Here is a 23,875-nt window from a genome sequence, read left to right on the forward strand (position 1 = left end):
GGTTTTCGCGAAACGTGAATTCCGGGCTTTCGCGAAGCGCGGATGTCCGGGTGTGTTCGCGAAGGCTTCGCGAACACACCCGGGCCCTCCCACGGGGGCGCAGGGGAGTCGGCGGCGGCGCTCCCCTGCGCCCCCCGTGCTCGTTGACGCGTTTCTTCCGCACCCTCTAGCGTTCTTCACCCCATGACGTGACGCAACGTCAATAGTGTTGCGGGGCACGCCACATGAGGTGGGAACACACACGCGAAAGCGCCGGTCGGCCACCGGCGGACGGTCTTCCCCGGAGGACCCGCGGACGGTACGGGGGTGAGCGGCGATGAGTCTCTTCGGCCAGGACCGCTCCTTCCTCCACGCCCTCCCCGCGGCCGACCGGCGGTCGCTGCTCGCCGAGGGCGTCCGGCGCGTCTACGAGCCGGGGGAGGTGATGATCCGCGAACGCGACACCAGCGCCTACGTCCTCGCGCTCCTCTCCGGCTGGTCCGTCGTCTCCGTCGGCACCGAGCGCGGATCACGGCTCATCCTCGCCCTGCGCGGCGCCGGAGAGGTCGTCGGAGACCTCGCCGCCGTCGACCGGGGCCCGCGCAGTGCCAGCGTCACCGCCCTCGGCACGGTCGAGGCGGTGGCCGTCTCCGGCGACCGGTTCCGGCACTTCCTCGCCGCCCGGCCGCACGCGACCGCGCTGATCATGCGCCAGCTCGCCACCCGGCTGCGCAGCGCCGACGTCGAGCGGCGCGCACTCGCCTCCGAGACCGTCCTCCAGCGCCTCGCCGCCCGGCTCGTCGAACTGGCCGAGCGCGCCGGGCGCCGGGCCGACGGCGGCACCGTACTGGAGCTTCCGCTGCCCCAGCACGACCTGGCGGCGGCCATCGGAGCCACCCGGGAGGCGGTGGCCAAAGCACTGCGCCTGCTCCGGGAGCAGGACGTCGTCCGCACCGCGAACCGGACCGTCGTCGTCCTCGACATGCCGGTCCTGGTGCTGCTCGCGCAGGGGCGCGCACGCCCCGGCGGAAACCCGGCGGCCGCATCTCCGCCGGGTGTGTAAACGGCTACATCGCCGGCCGTCGCGGGCGGTCAGTCTGGACATGCGACACGCGCACCACCACGGCACCACACACAGGGAGTCCGAGAGTGAGCAGTGCGGAAGTGAACGGGGTAGCGGGCGGGATCCACCGGTTCGTCGTCTTCGGCGACATCTGCGGCTCCGGAACCCTGGGCATGGCCGAGAAGGAGCTGCACCGGGCCGCGATGTACGCCGCCTTCGACGAGGCGTACGGCTCCGTCGGCGTCGAACCGGGCACCTTCCACCAGGAGGACCGGGGGGACGGCATCCTCACCGCCCTGCGTCCCGACGTGCCCCCGAGGCTCATGGTCGGACGCTGGATCGACACCCTCTACGAGAGCCTGCGCGCCCACAACACGGGCCGCAGCCCGCGCCTGCGGCTGCGGATCGGCATGAACGCGGGGCTCGTCGCCCAGGACGCGCACGGGCTCGTCGGGCGGGCGGTGGACCTCGCCGCCCGGCTCTGCGACAGCGCCCCCGCGAAGCGGATCATGGCGGAGAGCCAGGAGGTCGACCTCCTGGTCGTCGTCTCCGACTGGCTGTACGGGAACGTGGTGGCCGAGGGCGGGCGGTACGTCGAGCCGACCCACTACCGGCCGGCCCGCGTCCGGTCCAAGGAGACCGACGAGACCGCCTGGTTCCACGTACCGCGCAGGACCGCCCCGCCGCTGACCGGGACCGAGCGGGAGCGGGAACCACGAACCGGCGTTGGGCCGTCGCGGGGGGACGGCCCAACGCCCCGGACCGGGGGCGGGAACCGTACGTACCACATCGGGGGAGACGTGGTCGACGTCCACGGCAACACCTTCCACGGCGACTTCACGGGCATCCGCAAGGGCACGGCGGCGGGGGTGGGTGAGCCGGAGTGAGCGACCAGGACGAGGCGGGGACGGGGGCCGGCGCCCCGGACCCCGGCCACGACCGGGGCGACCGGGGCGACGTCGGTGGCCGGGGCGACCGGGCGGACGCGCACGAGCGGGGCGATCGGGGAGAGCGAGGGGGCCGCGGCGGTCGCGGCGACCGGAGTGACCGGAGCGACCGGAGCGACCGGGGCGACCGGAGCGACCGGGACGGTGAGCGGGGCGACGGCGCCGGCGAGCAGCCGCGCGAGCCGAACGTCTTCGCCGCCGCCGACCGGGGCCCGCTCGCCGGCGGCGACACCGGAGGCGCCGCCACGGCGCGCCGCGCGCTGCGCACCTGGGCGAGCGGCGCGGGCGACCGCCACACCCACGTCCAGGGCGACGGCGCCTTCTTCGAGGGCAACCAGTTCTTCTCCGTGTACGGCTCCGGCGACTCCTCGCGCTTCGTCCGGGGACCCGTCCCGCCCGAGACGCTCGCCCAGCTCGCCCAGGTGTACTGCGAGATCGCCGGCTACCAGCGGATGAAGGAACGGCTCCGCGACAACCGGGTCCTCGTCCTCTGCGGAGAACCCGGCAGCGGCCGCAAGGCCACCGCGCTCGCCCTCCTCGACGAGGTCGCCGGCGGCAAGGTCTTCCGCCTCGACCCCCGCCACGGCGTCGACGAGATCACGGACGAGGCCCTCCGGGAGGGCGGCGGACACCTCATGGAACTGCTCACGGAGGACATCAGGACCGAGAGCGACCCACGGACCCGCTCCGGCCCGGGCGACGGCGCCGGCGGCACGCGGCGCCCCGCCGCCCGCCTCTCCGAACTGCACCTCGACCGCTTCGGGGAGCTCCTGCGCAGCCGTGACGCGTACGGGATCGTCCTCGTCGAGAGCGGCGAGCCCGCCGACCGGCTGCTGCGCGGACGGTACGGGATGTACTGCGCCCCGCCGCCCGCCGACGAGGTCCTCCACAGGCACCTGCGGGAACGGTTGCGCGGAGAGCCCGCCGAGGCCCTCGGCGCCGCGCGGGCGCTCGCCGCGCGCCCCGACGTCGTCCGGGCCCTCGGCCTGGAGGAGCTGCGGCCCCGCGAGGCCGCCCGGTTCGCCGACCACCTCGCCCGGCACTGGCGCGGCGAGATGACGGACGGGCAACTGCTCGCCGAGTGCGCCGGGTTCGTGGCGGCCCAGGCCCGCGAGTGGTTCGCGGGCGCCGACCGCCCCGGAGTGCTCCCCGAGGCGCTCCCCGCCCTGAACGCCGGAGCGTTCCGGATCGCCGTCGCCGTGTTCGACGGGTCCGCCTACAGCCTCGCCGCCGAGGCCGCCGAACTCCTCGCCTGGGAACTCGCCGTCACGCTCGACCCCGAACAGGCCCCCGGACGCCGCCTGTTCGGCGCGCATGCCGAGCACCGCCCGATGCGGGCGCGCGCCGTCCTGGAGGACGGAGAACTGGACCTCGGCCCGGCGAAGGTGCCGGTGCGGGCCGTGCGCTTCCGGGGCGAGGCCCTCGCCGCCGCCGTCCTCGGCGAGATCTGGCACGGCTACCACAACGTCCGCGGGCCGGTGGCCCGCTGGCTGCGCGCCCTCTGCGACGACCCGCGCGCGGAGGTCTGGGTACGGGCCTCCGTCGCCGCGGGCGTGCTCTGCTCCTGGGACTGGATCCACGGCTTCCGGGAGCTGGTCGTGCCCCTCGCCGTGACGGACGCGCCCGTCACCCGGCTGGCGGCCGCGACCGCGCTCGCCGAGTCCGCCCGCGATCCCCGGATCAGGCCCGCCGTCGCCTCCGTCCTCAAGGACTGGGCCGTCTCCGACGATCCCACCCTCGTCGGGACCGCCCTCCTCGCCCACGGCTTCGTCCTGGCCGCCGGGGACGTGCCCGGCTCGCTCGACGCCCTCGCCCGGGTGGTCAGGACGTGCGAGCCCGCCGACGGCGGCGTGCTCGTGCCCGCCTCCTTCAGCGTGACCCGACTGCTCGCCTCCGGAGAACCCGAGCCCGTCCTCCGACGGCTCCACCAGTGGCTCGAGGACGGCCGGACCAACCTCGCCAACCTGGTCCACCTCGCCGTCATCAACGCGCTCGGCACCCGGACCACCCACCTGTGGGGGCTGCGCGAGGTGCCCGAACTCGACGAGCACGCGGCCCGCCCCCTGCTCGTCGCCCTGCTCGCGACCCGGCCCGCCCTCGCGCCCGAACTCGCGCGGCTGCTGCGGCACACGCTCGCCACGGCCCGCTCCGGCGAGGCCGCCCTCGAAGCCCTCGGCGGTCTGCTCCGGCGCGCCGCGAAGGACCCCGAGGCGCTCGGGCCCGTCTGCGCCTTCCTGCCGCGCCTCGCGGTGGAGCGCCGTGACCGGGACCGGCTCAGGGGACTGCTGAACGAACTGGTCCGGGACCGTGACCGGCCCCTGGACAGGAGCGCGGCGCGCCGGATGTGGGACGCCGTGACGGAAGGAGCGAACCGATGACCGGGCCCGAGCAGAACAGGAACGCGCGGCCGGACGAGCGGGCGCGGCGGGACGAACGGGACCACGACGAGCGGCAGCGGCACCAGGGCCGGGACGGCCGGGAGCGGCAGGGGTACGAGGGCCGGGACGGCCGCGAACGGCAGCGGTACGAGGCACAGGACCGGCGGGAGCGGTACGACGGGCAGGACCGCCGGGAGCGGCAGAGGTACGAGGAGGACCGGTACGAGCGGCAGCGGTACGCGGGACGGAACGGCGGACAGCGCCCCGGCGGCCGCGACGCGGACGAGGACCCGGAGGACCTCGATCCCGACCCCGCGCGGGACGAGGAGGAGCAGCCGCGCGGCGCGGGGCGGCAGCGCTCGGCCACCGGCGGGGCCGCGGCCGCCGGACGGCCGCGCGGCCCCCTCATCGGCGAGTACGCGCCCCCGTACCGCCGCCGGAGCGGCCGGGTCGCCGCCGTCCTCCTCTACCGCAACGGCGGCCACCGGGTGGTCTGGCCGGACCGCGTCGAGGACGTCAACAAGCCCATGTTCGGCTCCCCGTACACCGTCTTCGAGGTACGGCTCGGCCGCAACGTCACCGAGTTCCGGCTCCAGCTGCCGGCCGCCGGGGACGGCGTCTTCTTCGACGCCGTCGCCAAGGTCCAGTGGGTGGTGACCGACCCGCACCTCGTCGTCCAGGAGCAGGTCGAGGACGTCGCCGAGCTGCTCCACGACGAACTGCTCGACGGCCTGCGCAGGCTCTCCCGGCGCTTCCGGATCACCGAGGCGCAGCGCGCCGACGAGGCCGTGCGCGAGGAACTCGCCACCGGGCGCCTCAGCTTCGGCCGGGACATCGGGCTGCGGACCCGGGTCCTCGTCTTCATCGACCTCGACGACTCCGTCAAGGCCGAGGTCTCCCGGCGCGACCGGACCGACGTGATCATCGAGGCCGACGCGCGCGTCGCCGAGGCCGAGCGGCGCAGGGAGGCGGCGGACCGCGTCCTGGTCGCCGAGCGCGCCCGCGAGATGGAGGCCCTCTTCCGGCGCGGGGACCTCGCCCAGATCGCCCACCACATGGCGATGCACCCCGACAAGCAGTGGGAGATACGGACCCAGCTCCAGCGGGAGCGGCGCGAGGGCCAGGAGGACTACCTGAGGGTCTTCAACCGGCTCCTGGACACCGGCGTCCTGGAACGGCACGACATCGGCGAGCAGATGTACCAGGTGCTCATGTACCTGCGGTCCCAGACCGGCAGCGTCCTCGGCGGCATCACCGACCGGGTCCTCAACCCCTCGGGCGACACCTCGCGGCGCCGGCGCGCCCTGGAGGAGGCCTCCCCCGAGCCGAGCGACCCGGACTGGGACGAGGACCACCGGGACGCCCCGGGCGGCCGCGGCGACGAGGACCACCGGGACGCCCCGGGCGGCCGCAGGGGCGAGGAGCACGGGGAGGCCCCGCGCGACGCCCGGGTCTACGAGCCGACCCGCGTCGAGTCGGGCTCCGAGCGGGAACGGGAGAGGGAGCGCGAGAGGGAAGGGGGGCGGGGGCGGACGCGGGGCCGTCACGACGACGGGTTCGACGACGGCCGCGACCGGTACGAGCCGGACTCCTACGACCGGTACGACCGGTACGACCGCGACGACCCGTACGACCGCGAGCGCCGCGACCCGCCGCGCCGGGGCGCGGGTCCCGCCCGGCCCAGCTCCGACTTCGACGACTGGGACGACGAATGAGCGCCCCGGACCGGTCCCCGGACCGCGCCTCCGCCCCGGCCGCCGACCGCGCCTCCGCCCCGGGTGCCGGCCATGCCCCCGCCCCCGCCTCCGGCCGGGCCCCGGCACCCGCCCCCGTACCGCCCGGGGAGATGCGGTTCATGGCCGAGCGGCTCCTCGGCACCGTGCGCGAGGACATCGGGCGGGCCGACACCAAGGCCGCCATCCTGCTCTCCGGCGCCCTCGCCTTCCTGGCGGTCGTGTTCTCCGGGGACCGCGCCCCGCTCCCCACGGCCGGCACCGGGCTCGCGCTGCTCCTCGCGGCGGGCGCGCTGTGGACGGCGGGGGTCCTGATGCTCGTCTCCGTGGTCCTGCCGCGCACCCGGATCGGCGCGGACCGCACGTTCCTGCGCGAGCTGACGGCCGGTCCGTCCGCGACCGAGTTGCGGGAACAGCTCGGCGCGTCCGGCGCGGACGCCACCGACTGGCTCCTCGAACAGGCCGGCGTGCACGGACTCGTGCTCGCGGCGAAGTACCGGTGGCTGCGCCTGGGCGTGTCCGCGCTCGCGCTCGGCGCCCTCCTGGCCCTCTTCAGCGAACTGTGGTGAGAGAGAAGATGCACTGGACCAGCAAGGGAAGCGCCCTGCTCCTCGCCGGGGCGCTCCTCGCGCTCCCCGGCCCGCTCACGGCGCCCCCCGCCACGGCCGCCGGAGCCCTCGGCGCGTCCCGTACCGCCGCCACCGCCGGGGCGCTCGGCCCCGCCCGTACCGCCGCCGAACCCGCCGAGGGCCCCGACCCGCTCGACTTCGCCGTCGTCGTCGACCAGTCGGCGAGCCTGGCCGAGAAGGACCTGGCACGCGAGACGGAGGCGGCCGCGCTGCTCAGCCAGGGCGAGATATCGGACCGCTCCCGGGCCGCCGTCATCGGCTTCGGCAGCTCCGAGGAGCCCGGCCAGACACCCGTGAACGAGGTCTGCCCGCTCACCGTCGCCGACGCGGCGGGCCGCGAACGGCTCAGCGCGTGCGTCCAGCAGCTGGGCCACCACGACGCCGCCCGCATGGGCCCCGGCACCGACTTCCCGGCCGCCATCCGGCAGGCCGTCACCCGCCTCACGGAGGCCCGGCCCGGCACCGCGAAGACCCCCGCCGTGCCGAAGGTCGTCTTCCTGCTCACCGACGGCAGGCTGGACGTCGCCGACAGCCCCGAGTACGGCACCGACCCGGACACCCGGCAGGCCAACGGGGCACGGCGGCTCACCGAGGAACTCGCCCGCGCCCGGGCGGCCGGCGTCCAGATCTGGCCGCTCGGCTTCGGCAGCGAGATCGACCGCTCCGCGCTGACCGCGATGGCCGGGGGCGGCTACCGGGGCGCCTGCTCCGACGTCCCCGGCTCCGTCCCCCACATGCGCGTCGTCGACACCTCCGCCGAGATCGACAAGGCGCTCCAGGAGACCTTCGCCGCCGCCCGCTGCGCCCGGATCGCCCAGGGCACCGTCGGGAAGCCGCCCGCCGACCTGACCGTGACCATCCCGCCGATCGCCACCGACGGCTCCCTCACGGTCGCCAAGCACGACCCGAAGGTCCGGGTCACCTACTACGACCCCGCGGGCCGCAAGGTGCCCGTACGGGGCGAGTTCGACGGCTCGACCTTCGAGGTGAGCGGCCAGGACGGGCCGGTCGAGGCGCTCCGCGTGAAGGACCCGCTGCCCGGCCGCTGGCGCGTGCACATCGAGGCGCCGGAGGGCCACGGCGGCCGGGAGGTCGCCGTCCGGGCCATCTGGCAGGGCCGCCTGCGCTCCGATGTCACCCTCGACCCGGCGTCCCCCCGCGCGGGGGAGAAGGTCACCGTGCAGGTGCGGATGCAGACCCGGCGCGGGGTCGTCATCACCGACCCGCGGCAGCTGGCCGGTCTCACGGCCTCGGCCGAGGTCGCCGGCGAGGGCTTCAAGCCCTTCTCCTTCCGGATCGCCGACGACGGCCGGGCCCCCGACGCGAAGGCCGGGGACGTCCGGTTCACCGGCACGTTCACCCTGCCCGCCGGGGCCACCGGCGACCTGGAGCTCGTCACGCGCATGGCGGCACCCGGCATCACCTCCGACCGGCGCCCGGTGCACGCCCAGCGCGGCCCGGACGTGCCGGAGCTGACCGCGGGACTCGTCGTCGACCGCGTCACCGCGCACCCGGGCGGCACCGTCCGGGGCACCCTCGACGTCACCAACAACGCCTCCGCCCCGCACACCCTGCGGCTCGTCCTCCAGGACCAGACGCCCGGCGCCGAGCTCACCGTCGCCCCGACCTCGGTGACCGCGACCGCGGGCAAGAGCACCCGCGTCCCCTTCACGGTGACCCTCGCCGCCGGCACGGTCCTCGGCGAACTGGGCGGCCGGATCGCGGTCGTGGACACCGGCGACGGCGGCACCGTCCTCGACACCGCCTTCCTGGACGTCCTCGTGGTCGCGCCGCCCACCTGGTGGGACCGCTGGTGGAAGGCCGTCACCGGCGGCGCCGCCGCCCTCCTCGTCCTGGCCGTCCTCGCCGGCATCCGGATCGCCGCCGGGCGCCGCCGCCGCGACCTCACCGGGACCACCCTGGAACTGCGCGACGACGGCCGCTCCCTGCACTCGCTGACCATCCGCAGGGGGCAGAGCGAGAGGGGGACCTTCGCCTTCACCGTCGACGGGCCGTACGGGGAGGCGCCGATGCTCCGCGGCGTCCACGGCGCCGCCGCCTCCACCGCCCACGTGCTGCGCCGCACCGCCTCCGGCGAACTGCTGCTGCGCCCCGGGGGCGGCGGCCAGGTGCCGGTGAGGGTCGGGGAGCCGGTCGGCCTCGGCGCACACGAACTCGTCGTACGGGGCGCGCGGACGTCCTCCCCGCGGACCCGCGACCTCCCGTGGTCCCGGCGCCCCCGCACCCCCCGGCCCACCGGATCCGGCACGGGCACCGGACGCGGCACCGGTACGGGCGCGGGAGCCGCCCCGGGGACCGCCCCCGGGACGACCGGGGCCACCGACGGGTCCGACACCTACGACGTGAACTTCTGAACGGGCACCGAGGAGAGACGACATGAAGATCTACCAGCCCATGCTCTTCGTCGGACTCGGCGGCACCGGCGGAAAGATCGGCAGCGAACTCGAACGGCAGCTGCGCCGGGAGCTGTGCGGACCCGACGGCACCGACCTCGTCGACGGCGGCCGCCGACTGCCCTTCCAACTGCCCGACTGCCTCCAGTTCGTCTACGCCGACTTCAGCGAGGGCGAGCTGCTGAGCCAGCCCCAGTTCCGGGCCAAGGGAGCCGAGGGCGCCGCCTTCGCCCGCACCTCCCGCATGGTCCGCGACCTGCTGCCCACCGACTTCGACTCCTCGCCCGAGGTGACCCGCATGCTGCGCGTCTCCGTCCCCGAGGAGACCCGGCACTGGCTGCCGCCCCAGGCCCGCCAGCCGCGCGTCGCCCCCCTCAACAGCGGCGCCGGGCAGCTGCCGACCGTCGGCCGCGCCGCGCTCTTCGCGACCGTGCGCTCCGGCCTCGAACCCGTCCTGCGGCAGCTCCGCGAGGCGATCGGCGCCATCGGACAGGCGGCCGGCGACCTCAAGCGGGTCGGCGGCGGCCGCATCCGGGGCTGCGACGTCTTCGTCGCCTTCTCCGTCGCCGGCGGCACCGGCGCCGGCATCTTCTACGACTTCATCCACCTCATCGGTCACGAGTTCCGCAACGCCAAGGTCCCCGGCGTCAAGATCTACCCCCTCGTCGTCATGCCCTCCGCCTTCCCCCCCGAGGCCGGCGGCGGCCGCGAGGCCGAACTCAACGCCGCCCGCGCCCTCGTGGACCTCTCGCGGCTCGTCGACGACCAGAACGTGCCCAACGCCCTCGACGTCGTCGGCGACGTCGAGGAACGCGGCCGGCTCGGCGTCACCTACCCGGGCGACGGCGTCGTCGCCCTGCGCCCCGCCACCATGCAGACCGCCTTCCTCTTCTCCAAGCCGGCCGTCATCGGCGCCGAGGACCTCCGCCGCTCCATCACCGCCATGGTGATGTCGCTCATCGGCACCGAGCTCGGCGAGGACAGCGGCTCGGTGAACCGCGCGGAGGACGACTACCAGTCCTTCGCCGCCAGCTTCATCAACAAGGCCGTGGAACGCTCCACCCCGGCCCGTACCGGCATCGGCTACCGGGGCATGTCCACCAGCCTCGCCGCCTCCCTCACCGTCCCCGTCGACGACCTCGCCGAGATCGTCGCCGCCCGGCTCCTCGCCCAGGCCGTCCGCGGCATGTCCGAACGCGCCCGGCGACCCGCCCGGGACGGCCAGAACCTCGTCCGGGACCTCTTCACCCGCTCCGCCATCGGCCGCCTGTGGAGCCGCGAGGCACCCGACGTGCCCCTGCCCGAACCGCTGCCCCGCGGCAGCCGCGACATCACCCAGGAACTCCGGCGGCGACTGAGCGACATGGAGCACTCCCTCGAACGCCTCGACGTCCACCTCTCCCGAGAGGTCCCCCGCCTCACCGAGGACTTCAGGCCGGGCGCGGGAGCCCGCGAACTCCTCGGCACCGTCGACCCGTTCCAGCTCGAGACCGTCCTCGCCGGACTCCCCCACCACCCCGACCGGGTGGCCAGGGAGGGCTTCACCGGCATGCTCGACAACCGGCGCAACGACCCGGAACGGCCCCCGAACGTCCAGACCTCCGCCCCCAACATCCCCCACATCAAGCGCACCGTCGGCGGAGTCGTACCGGCCCGGTGGACCGACCCCGACGTCCAGGACACGCTCGCCGCACAGCAGGCCTGGTACCAGTGGCGCGCCCGCGTCCTCTGGCACCGCGGCTGGCAGGCCGGCGAGGCCCAGTGGCGGCCCTCCCTCAACCGCGTCACCAACGAGGTCGCCGAACTCACCAAGGTGCTCCGCTCCCACGAACAGAACGAGGCGAAGTCCTTCGCCGACAGCCGCCGCGAGCTCTACCGGGACGACCGCGCCGGCATCGCCTACCTGCTGCCCCCGCAGAACACCCTGCGCGCCTTCTACGACGACGTCGTCGACCGGCTCGCCCAGAGCGAGGGCCTCCCCGAGACCACCGACGCCGCGACCCTCCTCGACCGGCTCGTCGGGCCCGACGACTGGCGGCGCGCCCTCGACGCGGTCCGCCGCTCCTCCGGGGCGGCGGTGAAGGAGATCAAGCAGGTCGTCGAGCGGCGGGTCAAGCGCCTCTTCGGCGAGGCCAACGAGGACGTCTTCGCCCGCCCCCTGCTGCCCTCCATGGAACTGCTGCTGCGGGCCGCCGCGGGCGACGAGACCGCCGAGGCGAAGGTCGACCCGCGCTGGCTCGACCAGTTCCGCGCCCGGCTCGCCGGACTCCTCCCCGTCGGCTTCATCCCGGACGGCAGCGGCCCGCTCAAGATCCTCATCGTGCATCCGGCGAGCGAGTCGGACGGCCGGGCCGCCGACTTCCTCTCTCAGGAACTCAACCTGCCCGCCCGGGTGTTCCCCGAGTGCCGGGCCGTCGACACCGACTCCATCACCGTCGTCTTCTTCCGCAGCGGCATGAACCTCACCGACATCTCCGAGGTCCGCAGCGTCCTCAGCCTCTGGTCCGAGGCCCGCGACTCCGGCGGCGAGGACGACTTCCTGCACTGGCGCCAGCGGCTCGGCTACCGGGACGACTGGCTCGTCTCCACCGAACCGGACCGGCAGCGCATCCTCCACCGGCTGCTCTGCGCCATGTGGAACGGCCACATCGCCGTCGAGGGCCCCGCCCACTCGCCCCACCTCGTGCGGATCAGCCTCCAGGACGGCGAGTCGGCGACCATGTCGCTGCGCCTGGAGGGCTTCGACGGCTCGCTCTCCAGCTGGGCGGGGCTGCTGCGCGCGTACGAGCGCTCGGCGCTGCTCGACCAGGGCCAGATCATCGAGCAGTTCTGCGAACGGCTCATGCGCGCCCTGCCCAAGGGCCTCGCCCAGGTCCCGGCGCCCCCTTCACGGCTCTTCACCCACTTCGTCGAGGACATCGCCCCGCGCCAGCTCCGCCTGATCGACGAGATCGCCGTCGAGTACGGCCCGGAGGACAGCGAATGGCTGGCCCCGCTCCGCCACTTCTGGGGGGTCACCTACCCGGGCGCCCTCGACATGCGCTTCCCGAGCGCGGCCCGCGCGACCCGCGCGACCCTCCGCGCCCTGTACGAACGCCACGCCCCGCGCCAGGGCCGGGGGCAGAGCCGGGGGCCGACACCGGGCCGCCCGCAGGGCGGGCACCCCGGCCCCTTCCCGAGGGCCCGCCAGGAGCCCGATCCGCACACCGGGCCCGGCCCTCGGCCGGGGCACGGGCCGCGCCCCGCGCGCGAGGAGGGGACCGGGTACGGTCCTCGGCCCCCGCACGGGCCGCGCCCCGCGCACGAGGACGACGCCGGCCAGGAGCCCCGGCACGGGCACGGGCCCCGTCCCCGACACGGCGACGGCCACGAGCCCCGACCCCGGCGCGAGGACGGTGCCGGGTACGGGTCCCGGTCCCGGCGCGAGGAGGGCGCCGGGTACGGGGAAGGCGCCGGGTACGGGGACGATGCCGGGTACGGGGATGGTGCCCGGCGCGATCCGCGGGCCGGGCACGCGCACGGGCCCGCCTCCTCGGAACCGTCCGCCCACGAGGGGGAGTGGCAACCGGAGCCCGAGGAGGACTACGGCCCCGCGCCCGAGGAGGACTACGGGCCTGCGCCCGAGGAGGACTACGGGCCTGCGTACGAGAGGGGTCACGGGCCCTCGTACGAGGAGGACTACGGGCCTGCGCACGAGGAGGGTTACGGCCCCGCGTACGAAGAGGACTACGGCCCCGCGTACGAAGAGGACTACGGGCCCGCGTACGAGGAGGACCGCGACCCGGACTTCGAGGCCGACGACGAGCCGTACGACCGCGGCCGGGCCGGTGAGGAGGAATGAGCCCACGAGTCCCTCCCGTCCTCCCCGAACGACCGCTGCCGGGCCACGCCGTCTGCCTCGACCTGCGCACGCCGCCCGCCGGGGCGGACGACCCCGAGGCCGCCGTCCGCGCGGCCCTGGAGGTCCCTCAGCCCGGCGGCGAGCGGCGCTTCCTCGTCGTCGACGAGGCCGATCGGCTCGTCGCCCACCAGCTGCTCCACGAGCGCCTCTCCTCCTACGGGCCGGCGCACGTCGTCTGCCTGGCGGTCGGCGCCCGGGGCGAACGGACCCTGAGCCGCTCCCTCACCCTCCGCCCGCCCGCCGCGGGCGTCCTGTGGGTCTTCGACTCCACGGAGGACGGCGTGCCGGGCGAGGCCGTGCTGCGCCCGCTCGTCGACGTCCTGTCCACGCCGGAGGTCTTCGACGCCGTCCTGCGCGCACTGGGCGAGGTGGTGCACGGCGTCGCCGTGCCCGCCGTGCGGGTCCTGGAGCACGACCTCACCGACGAGGCCAGGGCACGGGCCTGGCGGCAGGCCGTGGAGGGCCTCGCCGGGCCGGACGTCCCGGCCGGGAGCATCTCCGCCGAGCAGGTGCCCGGCGCGCTCGCGCTCCTCCTCGACGAGGGCGTGCCGCGCTCGCTGTCCGGGCACCGGTGGCTGCCGCCCCAGGGCCGGGCGGGAGCCGGGCTCGCCGCCTGCGACGCGGCGGTCGGGGAGGCGGTCGAGGGCTACCACCGGGTCCGCGGCCCGGCCGGTCTCCTCACCGGGGCCGGCCGGAGCGTCGACCTGCCGGCGGACCTGGAACGGGTGACGGAGGAACTGGAGCGGTTCCGCACCGCCGTCGCGGACGCGTTCGGCGCGGCGGGCGGCACCCGGCTCACCGCCGAGCACCGGGGGATGCTGCGCGAGCGGGGCGTCGAACTGCCGGAGCTGCCGCGGGAGATCTCCCGGGCCGGGATCGTCCCGGCGCTGCGCGACCTCACCCACGACCTGATCGGCAAGGGGCTGCCGCTGCGGTCCGTGGCGGCCCGGCTGTCCGCGCTGTCCGCGCGCACCGCGCCCGTGGGCAGCGCGGCCCGCCTCGCCCGGCTCGACGCGATCTGCGGCCCCGAGCGGCTGCGGCGGCTCGGCGCCCGGTACCCCTTCACGGCGGGCGGTCCGCGCCCCGCGGCCTTCGCCGTCACCGGGCTGCTCGCGCTGCTCGCCGGCGTCTGGCCGGTGCTCGGCTGGGCCCTCGGCCCGGCCGTCGGCGTCCTCGCCGCCGGGCTCGCGCACCTGATGCTGCGGCGCAGGCCCAACCGTTCGCCCGACGGGCGGAACGACGGCGGCGGGGCCACGGGCGCGGCGCCCCGGCTCTTCGGCGGGCTGCTCGGCGGCCTCGTCGGGGCGGGCCTCGGCTCGTTCCTGGACCTGCCCGGCTGGGTGCCGCCGGCGGCGGCGGTCGTGTCCGTGGCGGCCGTCGTGCTGCTCGCACTGCGCGACTGGACCCGGGGCGTGGACGAGTGGTGGGCGAGCGCGGACCCGGAGGAGGCCTGGCGGATCCTGCGGGAGATCCAGGACCTGGTGGTCACCACCGCCGTGCACGACTGGCTCTTCGCCGAGGTGCGGCACCACTGCTCGGCCGGGGCGGGTGCCGTCGCCGGGCTGCTCCGGGGGCTCGCGGAGACCGCCGACGCGCACGGGCAGCCGCACGCGGTGCCGAAGGCCGGCCGGCCGGAGGCCGAGCCGCCGCCGGCCCGGGAGGGCGGGGCGGCGTCCTGGACCTGGGAGGACTGGCGGGACGACGGGGACGACTGGGGGGAGGGGACGGAGGCCTGGGGGGACGGCGCGGAGGACCCCCTCTGGTCCGACCCGGCCGGGGAGGCGGCCGGGCCCGCCGCCCCCGAGCCCCCGCCCCCGGCTTCGTACGGCGTGCCCGACCGGGACCCCGGGAGCCCCGTCGGCGGCCCCCTGTCCGCCCCCGCGCCCAGCTGGCTGGAGCGTCGGTACGGGGACGGGGGACCCGCGCTCGTCGACACCCTGGTCGGCGACCTGGTCGCCGGGACCGTCCTGATCCTCGACCGGTGCTGGGCGGGCATCGAGCGAGACCCCGGAGCCCTCGCGCGCGCCGGGCACGAGCAGCGGCTCTCCGAGCTCCTGGACGAGACCCGGCTCCGTCTGGAGCGGGACGTGGCCGCCTCGCCGCCGCCCCGGTACGAGGGCCTCCGCGATCCCGAGGCGCTCGCCTCCCTCGCGGCGTTCACCGACCGTTCCGACCGGCCCGACGCGGCCCGTCTCACCGGCGTCGCCGCCGACGCGGTGGCCCGGCTGCTGCTGGCGGAGGACGACCCCGGCCGTACGGTCGCGCTGTGCGGCCCCGAGCACCTGCGGCTGCTCTCCCACGATCCGCTCACCACCCGTCAGGTCCGCTTCGTGCCCGAGGCGATGCGGCGCGGCGCCGCCGGGGACGACATCTGGCGGGGCACCGCCGAGGACGTGGTGTGGACCGGCGCGGGACGGCACGCCGGCATCCTCCGTCTCGTACCGCTGCGCACGGACGTCGTGCACACCGTCCGCGCCGAGGAGGCGGGAGAACCGTGACCGATCCGAACCACCCGAGCGACCCGAACCGCCCGCCGGACCCGGCCCGTCCGACGGACCCCGACCGTCCGCCGGGCCAGGACCCCCTGGGCGACCCGAACCAGCCGCTCGGTCCGGAGCACCCCGACCACCTGCGCGAGCCGACCCCGCCCACCCACCCCTACTACCAGGAGCTGGAGTTCCTCACCCCCCGCGAGGCGCCGGTGCGCTTCGCCGTGCGCTACGGCGAGGACCACCGGCCGCCCGGCCGCCCCGGCGTCCTCGCGCGCCGGGCGACCCTGGGCGCGGGCGCGCCCGTCCTCCAGTACCGGCTGCCGTCGTCCGCACAGGGCGATCCGCACGCCTACGCCCTCCTCGAACGGGAGACGGCGGCCGCCGTCGCCCTCGAACGCCGCTACGGCGGCGCGAAGTTCGGCGCGGTCTTCGCCAGGATCGTCGGCTTCGACCTGACCGCCGCCGAGCCCTTCGTGCTGTACCGGCCGCCGACCGGCCGTCCGCTGTCCGAGTGGGCCGGGCGGCTCGGCGCCGAGGACCAGGAACGCATCACCGGCCAGCTCGCCATGGCGGTGAGGCTCCTGGACGAGGCCGACCTCGTGCACCGGGCCATCGCGCCCGACACCGTACGGTGGGACGGCGCCCGGGTCCGGCTCTGCGAACCGTACGCCGCGCAGCGCGCCGGGGAGGCCCGCGAACCCTTCGGCGGCGCCCCCTGGGCCTCGCCCGAACAGCGCGCGGGCCAGGGCGTCGTCGACCCGCGCGACGACCTGTGGTCCGTCGCCGAACTCGCCTACTACCTCCTCGCCGGCCGCCCCGACCGCGGCGAGGGACCCCCGGCCGACCTCGCCGACTACCGCCGCCTCGCCGCCCTCGGCCAGAGCGGGCTCTTCGCCGCGCGCGCGGCGGACCGGCCCCGGCCGGCCGATCTCATGCGACTCCTTCACGTCCCCGACCCGCTCGCCACCGGCATCGGGGCGGCCGACCCGCTCGACCGGTGGCGCACCGAGTACGACCGCCAGACCGCCAGGAAACGCGCGGCCACCGGCGGCGCCCCGCCCGGCGGCGAGCCCCGCCGGGACGGGACGGAACCGCCCCCGCCGGACCCGCGGCCCGCACGCGCCTCGCTCCGCGACCGGCTCTTCGGCGGGGGCGACGCCTTCCGGCCCACCGCCCCCGTGCCCCCCGCACCGGCGCCGCCCCCGCCGCCGCGCGGCCGCATGTGCCCGCACTGCCTGCTCCCCGTCGAGTACGACGAACGGCTGCTCGTCACCATCGACGCCAAGGGCAACCGGATCCCGCTCGACCTCAGCGCCGAACGGCGCCCCGGCCACGTCGCGGACGCCCTGCGCAAGGCCTACCACCTGTGCCCGCACACCGTGGACGGCGACGAGGAGCACGAACTGCCCGTCCCCTACCTCACCAACGGCGAACCGCTCTCCGTCGCCCTCGTCGGCAGCTCCTCCGTCGGCAAGACCCACCTCCTCGCCGCCATGCTCGGCGAGGTCGAACTCGGCGGCCTCGAACCGTACGGACTCAAATGCCGGCCGCTCAACCCCGAAGCGCACAGGACCTTCGTGCGCGAACGGGTCCAGAGGCTCAAGGAGGGGCGGCAGCTCGGCCGTACCGGACAGCAGACCTTCGCCCGGTTCGCCGACGGCCTGCTCGTCTCGGCGGGCGGCGCCCGGCCCCGCCCCGTCGTCTTCTTCGACCTCGCCGGCGAGGACCTCGCCCAGGACGGGGAGGTCGGCCGCTTCCTCATGGGCGTCGACGCCTTCGTCTTCGTCCTCGACCCGCTGCGCGCCCTCCGGCTGCCCGGACTCGACCCGGTACGCGAACAGAGCGGGCTGCGGCGGCGCGACCTCGGCGACGAGGCCTTCACCACCGTGCTCAACCGCATCCCCCGGCAGCGCGGCGGACTCGTCGCCGCGCCCGCCGCGCTCGCCGTCAACAAGAGCGACCTCGTCCGCTTCGAACCGGTCGTCGACCGCTGGCTCGGCCGGGCGCTGCCCGGCCGCCACGACCCCGACGCCGTCCGCGAGGAGAGCCGGGACGCCTACGCCTTCCTCGCCCACCACGCGGGCGCCGCCTGGCTCAAGCCCTTCGACGACTGCGCCGACTGCACCCTGCACTTCGTCGCCGCGACCGGCGGGCAGGCGCGCGACGACCGATTCCCGCACGGGGCCCGGCCGCGCCGGGTCCTCGCGCCGCTGCTGTCGCTCTTCGCCCTGTGCGGGCTGCTGCCCGGGGCGGAACCCGGAGAGGGGATCGTCCGATGACGCGGACGGAGAACGAGGCCGACCAGATCGTCTTCCGCTGGGACAGCGAGAACCTCACCGGCAACACCGGCTTCGGGCCCGTCGCCTGGTCCGGGTCCCGCGACGAGACCGAGAACCTCTTCCAGCTCTCCGGCCCCGTGCTGCGGGCCAGCGGGGACGAGATCCGGCCGGCCCTGATCCGGCTCTGGCGGCGCGACCAGGTGATGCTCGTCCGGCGCGTGCCCTTCACGGACGCCGACGGCAGGACGTCCGCGCTCTGCCACGCCCTCGTCGGCGCGCCCGCCCTCCTCGGCCCCGCCGTCTGCCTCGGGCTCCACGGCTGGGACTGGGACGGCGCCGCGAACGCCGCCGGGGCCCGGGGCCCGCTGCCGGTGGTCCCGGCGGAGTCCCTCGTCCCCGCCGCGAGCCGCGGGGGACTGCCGGAGCTCGACCGGCTCCTGCCGCACGCGGCCGAGGAACTCGTCGGTACGGTCGCGGAGTTCCTGCGCCACCCCGACGACCTGTTCACCGTCCTCGACGAACGGGGCGACACCGCCTGCCCCGTGCTGTGGGGGCTGCGCAGCATGCTCGGCTCGCTCACCAGACGACCGTGGACCTTCGCCACCCACGACACGGCCGAACTGCCCTCGCTCCGCTTCGTGTTCGTCGGCCGCTGGTCCGGCGCGGCGAGCCGCAACGCCGAGCGGCGCCGCGTCGACCCGCGCGAGCGGTGCGGCGACCGGGCGGAGGAGGTCGCGGCCCGGCTCGTCCGCCACCACCTGTGGGAGGTCGAGGAGGGCAAGAGCCGCGACCGGGTGGTCGGCAGGGCCCTCCGCACGGCCGCCGCGACCTACCGGGGCCCGCTCCTGGAGTCGGCGTCCCGGGTCGCCGACCGCCTGGACGCCGTCGACCCCCGCGCCAAAGCCTCCCGCCGGAGGAGCCCGCTCCCGCCGGAGCCCGGGGACCGGGACCGGGAGGCACCGCCCCCCTGGGACCGGACCGCACCGGACCCCCGCCCCGGAACCGGGCCGGCGCCCGGGGCGCGGCGGGACCGGACCGCGCCGCACCCCGGGCACGAGGACGCGCCGGCCCCTCGGGACGAGGACGCGGCGGGTGCCGGGTACGGGGGGTGGTGGGAGCAGCCCCCGCCCGGCTTCGGGGAGGAGGACGCCCGGGGCGCCGGGACCCGGGGGGAGCAGGGGCCGCCGGACTCTCCGGAGGAGGACGCCCGGGACGCCGCGAGCCGGGGGGAGCAGAAGCCGCCGGCCCGTCGGGAGGAGGACGCCCGGGGCGCCGGGTACGGGGGTGCCGGGGGCCGCCGGGACCTGAACGCGCCGGGTGCCCAGGAGCGGGGCGGCCGGGATCCCCGGGAACGGGGCACCCCGGGCCTCCGGGGTCGGGGTCTCCCGGACCCCGGGGACGAGGTCGCGCCCGGCCGCCGGTACGAGGGCATCGGCGGTCGTCGGGACCGAGCGGCGCCCGATCCCTGGCGTCAGGACACCCCGGCCCCCTACGAGCAGGGCGCCCCGGGCGACCGGGAACCGGATTCCCCAGGCCCCCGGCACCCGGATCCCCGACACCCGGATCCCCGACACCCGGATCCCCGGCATGCAGACCCCCGGCATGCGGACCCCCGGCACCCGGCCGCCCTGCACCCGGGCTCGTCGGCTCCCCGGCGTCCCGACCCGGCGAGTGACGGGTACTCCGGCCCGTCGGACCCGCAGCACCCGGCCGTCCCGGAGCCCTGGTCCGGGGGCTCCGGGCCGGGTTCGGCCGTCCGGCCCGACGGGACGCCCGACACGCCGGGCCGGGCGGAGCGTCCCGCCCCGTCCGAGGAGCGTCCGGACTCCGACGACGCGCGGGGAGCTTCGTGGGCCCCGGACGGCCGCGTGCCCGAACCGCCGGCCGGCCCGGGGCGGGCGCCCGCGTACGCCCCCGGGCCCCCGCTGCCGCCCGCACCCCCCTCCGCCCCCCGCCCCGCCGCCCACCCCCGGCCCGGGCTGCCGGTCGTCGCGCCGGAGTGGACCGGGCCCGGCAAGGGCGGGGGCGTGCGGCGGCGGGAGCGGGAGGCCGAGACCTCGCTCGTGCACAAGCTGCCGACCGTGCGGAGCGAGGAGGAGGCGCGGGAGCTCGTCGTGAGGGCCGGCAGCCAGGAGCTCCTGGAAGCGCTGCGCCGGCCCCAGGCGTACGGCGTCGTCACCGTCCTGCTCCGGGAGGTCGCCCGGCGGCTGCCGTCCTGGGGGCATCCGATGCGCCGAAAGCTCTGCGAGGTGGTGATCGCCCGGGAGCTGTGGGCCGTCCCGCCGCCCGCCGCGCGGGAGGATTCCTCCGAGCCGTCGGAGGCGCTGCGCGCGGCCAACGCCGCCGAACTGCACCGCTGGGCGGTCCGCCCCCTGCTCGGCGGCGGCGACGCCCCGGCCGGTACGGTCGCCGAGCTGCTGTCGCGGCTCCGTACGAGCCCCGAGCCGTCCGCCCGGGAGGCGTTCTGGCTGATCGTCGACGGGGAGCGCCCGGGCCTGCCGGACGCGGTCTGGCTGACGCTCCTGAAGGAGGCGTACGGCCTGCCGCGCACCGCGCACCGCCCGGGCCCCCCGTCCCCCGCGCCCGCCCGCCCGGACGACCCCGGCAACGGCTACACCCGCCGTTTCCTGCGCCGGGCCGCGTTCCTGATCGGGGGGCTGGTGATCGCGATCGTGCTGGTCGGCGTGGCCCAGTGGATCACGTGACCGCGAGGGCCGCCGGGGTGAGCACGTCGAAAGGCGGGCCAGGGTCGCCCGGCTCCGTCAGGATGGGCGCATGGGATTCCATGTCGATTCCGAGACCGGGCGGCTGCGCCGCGTCATCCTGCACCGGCCCGATCTGGAGCTGAAGCGGCTCACCCCGTCCAACAAGGACGCCCTCCTCTTCGACGACGTGCTGTGGGTGCGCCGGGCCCGGCAGGAGCACGACGGCTTCGCCGACGTGCTGCGCGACCGGGGAGTGGAGGTGCACCTCTTCGGGGACCTGCTGCGCGGGGCCCTGGAGGTGCCGGCGGCCCGCGCGCTGGTCCTCGACCGGGTCTTCGACGAGAAGGAGTACGGGCCGCTGGCCGCCGATCACCTCCGCGCGGCCTTCGACTCGTTGGACGCCGCCGCGCTCGGCGAGGCGCTGGTCGGCGGCATGACGAAGCGGGAGTTCCTGGCGGCGCACCGGGAGCCGACCTCGGTCCGCTTCCACGCCATGGACCTGGACGACTTCCTCCTCGGACCGCTGCCGAACCACCTCTTCACCCGGGACACCTCGGCCTGGATCTACGACGGCGTCTCCATCAACGCCATGCGCTGGCCGGCCCGGCAGCGCGAGACGGTGCACTTCGAGGCGATCTACAAGCACCACCCGCTGTTCACGGGCCCGGAGGCGGGATCCTTCCACCACTGGTCGGAGGGGCAGGCGGACTATCCGTCGACGATCGAGGGCGGGGACGTCCTGGTCATCGGCAACGGCGCCGTGCTGATCGGGATGAGCGAGCGGACGACGCCGCAGGCGGTGGAGATGCTGGCCCGGGGGATGTTCGCGGCGGGGTCGGCGCGCACGATCATCGCGCTGGACATGCCGAAGCGGCGGGCGTTCATGCACCTGGACACGGTGATGACGATGGTCGACCAGGACACCTTCACGCAGTACGCGGGTCTGGGGATGCTCCGCTCGTACACGATCGAGCCGGGGGACGCGGGGCAGCCCCTGCGGGTGACCGACCATCCGCCGGAGCAGATGCACGGCGCCATCGCGGCGGCCCTCGGCCTCCGGGACATCCGGGTGCTGACGGCGACCCAGGACGTGCACGCGGCCGAGCGGGAGCAGTGGGACGACGGGTGCAACGTGCTGGCCGTGGAACCGGGAGTGGTCGTCGCGTACGAGCGGAACGTCACGACGAACACGCACCTGCGCAAGCAGGGCATCGAGGTGATCGAGATCCCGGGCAGCGAGCTGGGGCGGGGGAGGGGCGGTCCGCGCTGCATGAGCTGTCCGGTGGAGCGGGACGCCGCCTGAGGGTCGGCACCGCCTGAGGGTCGGCGCCGCCTGAGGGTCGGCGCCGCCTCCCGAGGATCCTGGATCCGACCCCTTGGGTCCGGACCGCCGGAACCAGGATCCTGGCTCCTGGAACCAGGGGCGAGGGTCGCGGGAGAGGGGGCTGTATAGAAATGTTGAAGTGCGTATACACTTCCAGGGTCTCGATCGCCGTCCTCCCGACCCGTACCCCAGGAGCGCGTCCCATGGCCATAGACCTCATCGGCCGCCACTTCCTCAAGGAGCTGGACTTCACCGCCGAGGAGTTCCGCGGCCTGATCGCGCTCGCCGCCGAGCTCAAGGCCGCCAAGAAGGCGGGCACCGAAGTGCAGCGGCTGCGCGGCAGGAACATCGCCCTGATCTTCGAGAAGACCTCGACCCGCACCCGCTGCGCCTTCGAGGTCGCCGCCGCCGACCAGGGCGCCTCCACCACCTACCTCGACCCCTCGGGCTCCCAGATCGGCCACAAGGAGTCGGTCAAGGACACCGCCCGCGTGCTCGGCCGGATGTTCGACGGCATCGAGTACCGCGGGGACAGCCAGGCCGCGGTCGAGGAGCTCGCCGCCTTCGCGGGCGTGCCCGTCTTCAACGGCCTCACCGACGACTGGCACCCCACCCAGATGCTGGCCGACGTGCTCACCATGACCGAGCACACGGACAAGCCGCTCGAAGAGATCGCCTTCGCCTACCTGGGTGACGCCCGCTTCAACATGGGCAACTCCTACCTCGTCACCGGCGCCCTGCTCGGCATGGACGTCCGGATCGTCGCCCCGGAGGCGTACTGGCCGGCCGAGGACGTCGTCGCCGCGGCCCGCAAGCTCGCCGAGGTCAGCGGCGCCAGGATCACGCTCACCGAGGACGTGTCCGAGGGCGTCGTGGGCGCCGACTTCGTCGTCACCGACGTCTGGGTCTCCATGGGCGAGCCCAAGGAGGTCTGGGACGAGCGGATCGCCGCCCTCGCCCCGTACTCCGTGACGATGGACGTGCTGCGCGCCACGGGGAACCCGGACGTCAAGTTCCTGCACTGCCTCCCCGCCTTCCACGACCTGGGCACGGCGGTCGGCCGGGACATCCACGCCCGGCACGGCCTGACCGAGCTGGAGGTCTCCGACGAGGTCTTCGAGTCGGAGCACTCGGTCGTCTTCGACGAGGCCGAGAACCGGATGCACACCATCAAGGCGGTCATGGTCGCGACGCTGGGCCGCCCGACGGGTGAGTGACGCCCCACTCCCGGCCTGTCTGGTGGGTGAGTGACGCCCCGCGCCCCGGTCTGTCCGGTGGGTGAGTGACGCCCCCACCCCCGGCCCGCCCGGCGGGTGACTGACGCCCCGCGCCCCGGCCCGCCCGGCGGGCCGGGGGGTACCCCCCACGTCCGCCGGCTCGCCCTGCGCTGACCGGCGGGCGGGCGGGCCCCGCGCGCCCCGTTCGCCCGCCGCCCGCGCCCTCCCCGTTCACCCCCCTGCCCCCGCGCCCCCGCCGGCCCGCCGCCCCCGCGGCCCGTCAGCTCGCCCGGCGCCGCCGTTGGGCCGGTATCCCCGGGAGCGTGAACCAGACCGCCTTGCCGTGCGCGGTGGGGCGGTGTCCGCAGTCGCTGCTGAGCGCCCGGAGCAGCAGGAGGCCGCGGCCGTGCTCCTGCCAGGGGTCGACCCCGACCGCCGGGTCGGGGCAGACGAGGTCGCCGGGACGGGCGGGGCGGGAGTCGTGGACCTCGATCTGGCAGCCGCCCGGCGTCGGGAGCAGTGCGACGACCAGTTCGATGGGGCCGGTGCCGGCGGTGTGCTCGACGGCGTTGGCGACGAGCTCGGCGGTGAGGAGCTCCGCCGTGTCGGTGTCGGGCTGGTCGTCGGTCCCGGGGGCGGTGTCGGTGAGCGCGGTGCGGATCAGGGCGCGGGCGATCGGCACGGCGGCGGTGGTGTGGGGGAGCCGGACGCGCCAGGAGGTGGCCGCTCCGGCCGGAGCGGCCGTCCCGGGCCCGGTGGCCGGGGGCCCGGGTGCCGCGCGTCCGGTGGCCGTGGGGCGGGTGGCTTCGGGCAT

At 76.0% G+C, this 23,875-nt stretch carries 13 protein-coding genes; 12 read left to right on the forward strand and 1 reads right to left on the reverse strand.

Going from position 1 to position 23,875, the window contains the following annotated elements:
- The first annotated feature begins 316 nt into the window (after positions 1 to 316).
- The 12 genes from IE180_RS26455 (at position 317) to argF (ending at position 23,061) form a co-directional block, all read left to right on the forward strand.
- Positions 317 to 1,042: a Crp/Fnr family transcriptional regulator gene (locus tag IE180_RS26455; RefSeq protein WP_190159473.1), complete on the forward strand. Its 726-nt coding sequence runs from the start codon at positions 317 to 319 to the stop codon at positions 1,040 to 1,042.
- Between the two features lie 86 nt (positions 1,043 to 1,128).
- Positions 1,129 to 1,929 (forward strand): nucleotidyl cyclase domain-containing protein, encoded by an 801-nt coding sequence (locus tag IE180_RS26460; RefSeq protein ID WP_229860899.1) that lies wholly within the window; start codon positions 1,129 to 1,131, stop codon positions 1,927 to 1,929.
- Positions 1,926 to 4,367, forward strand: a complete 2,442-nt coding sequence (locus tag IE180_RS26465; RefSeq protein WP_268255490.1) for a hypothetical protein — start codon at positions 1,926 to 1,928, stop codon at positions 4,365 to 4,367. Before IE180_RS26460 ends, IE180_RS26465 begins: the two co-directional genes overlap by 4 nt.
- Positions 4,364 to 6,082, forward strand: a complete 1,719-nt coding sequence (locus IE180_RS26470) for a hypothetical protein (RefSeq protein WP_190159474.1) — start codon at positions 4,364 to 4,366, stop codon at positions 6,080 to 6,082. Before IE180_RS26465 ends, IE180_RS26470 begins: the two co-directional genes overlap by 4 nt.
- Positions 6,079 to 6,669 carry a Pycsar system effector family protein gene (locus tag IE180_RS26475; RefSeq protein ID WP_229860901.1) on the forward strand — a complete coding sequence of 197 codons (591 nt, stop codon included), beginning with the start codon at positions 6,079 to 6,081 and terminating at the stop codon, positions 6,667 to 6,669. Before IE180_RS26470 ends, IE180_RS26475 begins: the two co-directional genes overlap by 4 nt.
- Complete coding sequence (locus IE180_RS26480; RefSeq protein ID WP_190159475.1) at positions 6,666 to 9,104, forward strand: vWA domain-containing protein; 2,439 nt, start codon at positions 6,666 to 6,668, stop codon at positions 9,102 to 9,104. Before IE180_RS26475 ends, IE180_RS26480 begins: the two co-directional genes overlap by 4 nt.
- Before the next feature lie 22 nt (positions 9,105 to 9,126).
- Complete coding sequence (locus tag IE180_RS26485) at positions 9,127 to 12,984, forward strand: tubulin-like doman-containing protein (RefSeq protein WP_229860904.1); 3,858 nt, start codon at positions 9,127 to 9,129, stop codon at positions 12,982 to 12,984.
- Positions 12,981 to 15,542 (forward strand): hypothetical protein, encoded by a 2,562-nt coding sequence (locus IE180_RS26490; RefSeq protein WP_190159476.1) that lies wholly within the window; start codon positions 12,981 to 12,983, stop codon positions 15,540 to 15,542. Before IE180_RS26485 ends, IE180_RS26490 begins: the two co-directional genes overlap by 4 nt.
- Positions 15,539 to 17,815 (forward strand): hypothetical protein, encoded by a 2,277-nt coding sequence (locus tag IE180_RS26495; RefSeq protein ID WP_229860905.1) that lies wholly within the window; start codon positions 15,539 to 15,541, stop codon positions 17,813 to 17,815. Before IE180_RS26490 ends, IE180_RS26495 begins: the two co-directional genes overlap by 4 nt.
- Complete coding sequence (locus IE180_RS26500; protein WP_190159477.1) at positions 17,812 to 20,520, forward strand: hypothetical protein; 2,709 nt, start codon at positions 17,812 to 17,814, stop codon at positions 20,518 to 20,520. Before IE180_RS26495 ends, IE180_RS26500 begins: the two co-directional genes overlap by 4 nt.
- Positions 20,521 to 20,590: 70 nt before the next feature.
- Complete coding sequence (locus IE180_RS26505) at positions 20,591 to 21,823, forward strand: arginine deiminase (protein WP_190159478.1); 1,233 nt, start codon at positions 20,591 to 20,593, stop codon at positions 21,821 to 21,823.
- Positions 21,824 to 22,047: 224 nt separating this feature from the next.
- A complete protein-coding gene (gene argF, locus IE180_RS26510) occupies positions 22,048 to 23,061 on the forward strand; it encodes an ornithine carbamoyltransferase (protein WP_190159479.1) in 1,014 nt (337 codons plus the stop codon).
- Between the two features lie 280 nt (positions 23,062 to 23,341).
- On the opposite strand, the gene IE180_RS26515 is transcribed toward argF, so the two are convergent.
- The gene (locus IE180_RS26515) at positions 23,342 to 23,875 is read right to left on the reverse strand and encodes an ATP-binding protein (protein ID WP_190159480.1); all 534 of its coding nucleotides are present in this window, start codon (positions 23,873 to 23,875) and stop codon (positions 23,342 to 23,344) included.

The organism is Streptomyces litmocidini (genome assembly GCF_014649755.1).
Classification (GTDB): domain Bacteria; phylum Actinomycetota; class Actinomycetes; order Streptomycetales; family Streptomycetaceae; genus Streptomyces; species Streptomyces litmocidini.

Bases quoted from the DNA above. Each gene is read 5' to 3' on its own strand.
- IE180_RS26455 (WP_190159473.1), top strand. From the start codon at position 317: ATGAGTCTCTTCGGCCAGGACCGCTCCTTCCTCCACGCCCTCCCCGCG.
- IE180_RS26470 (WP_190159474.1), top strand. From the start codon at position 4,364: ATGACCGGGCCCGAGCAGAACAGGAACGCGCGGCCGGACGAGCGGGCG.
- IE180_RS26475 (WP_229860901.1), top strand. From the start codon at position 6,079: ATGAGCGCCCCGGACCGGTCCCCGGACCGCGCCTCCGCCCCGGCCGCC.
- IE180_RS26485 (WP_229860904.1), top strand. From the start codon at position 9,127: ATGAAGATCTACCAGCCCATGCTCTTCGTCGGACTCGGCGGCACCGGC.
- IE180_RS26490 (WP_190159476.1), top strand. From the start codon at position 12,981: ATGAGCCCACGAGTCCCTCCCGTCCTCCCCGAACGACCGCTGCCGGGC.
- IE180_RS26500 (WP_190159477.1), top strand. From the start codon at position 17,812: ATGACGCGGACGGAGAACGAGGCCGACCAGATCGTCTTCCGCTGGGAC.
- IE180_RS26505 (WP_190159478.1), top strand. From the start codon at position 20,591: ATGGGATTCCATGTCGATTCCGAGACCGGGCGGCTGCGCCGCGTCATC.
- argF (WP_190159479.1), top strand. From the start codon at position 22,048: ATGGCCATAGACCTCATCGGCCGCCACTTCCTCAAGGAGCTGGACTTC.
- IE180_RS26515 (WP_190159480.1), bottom strand. From the start codon at position 23,875: ATGCCCGAAGCCACCCGCCCCACGGCCACCGGACGCGCGGCACCCGGG.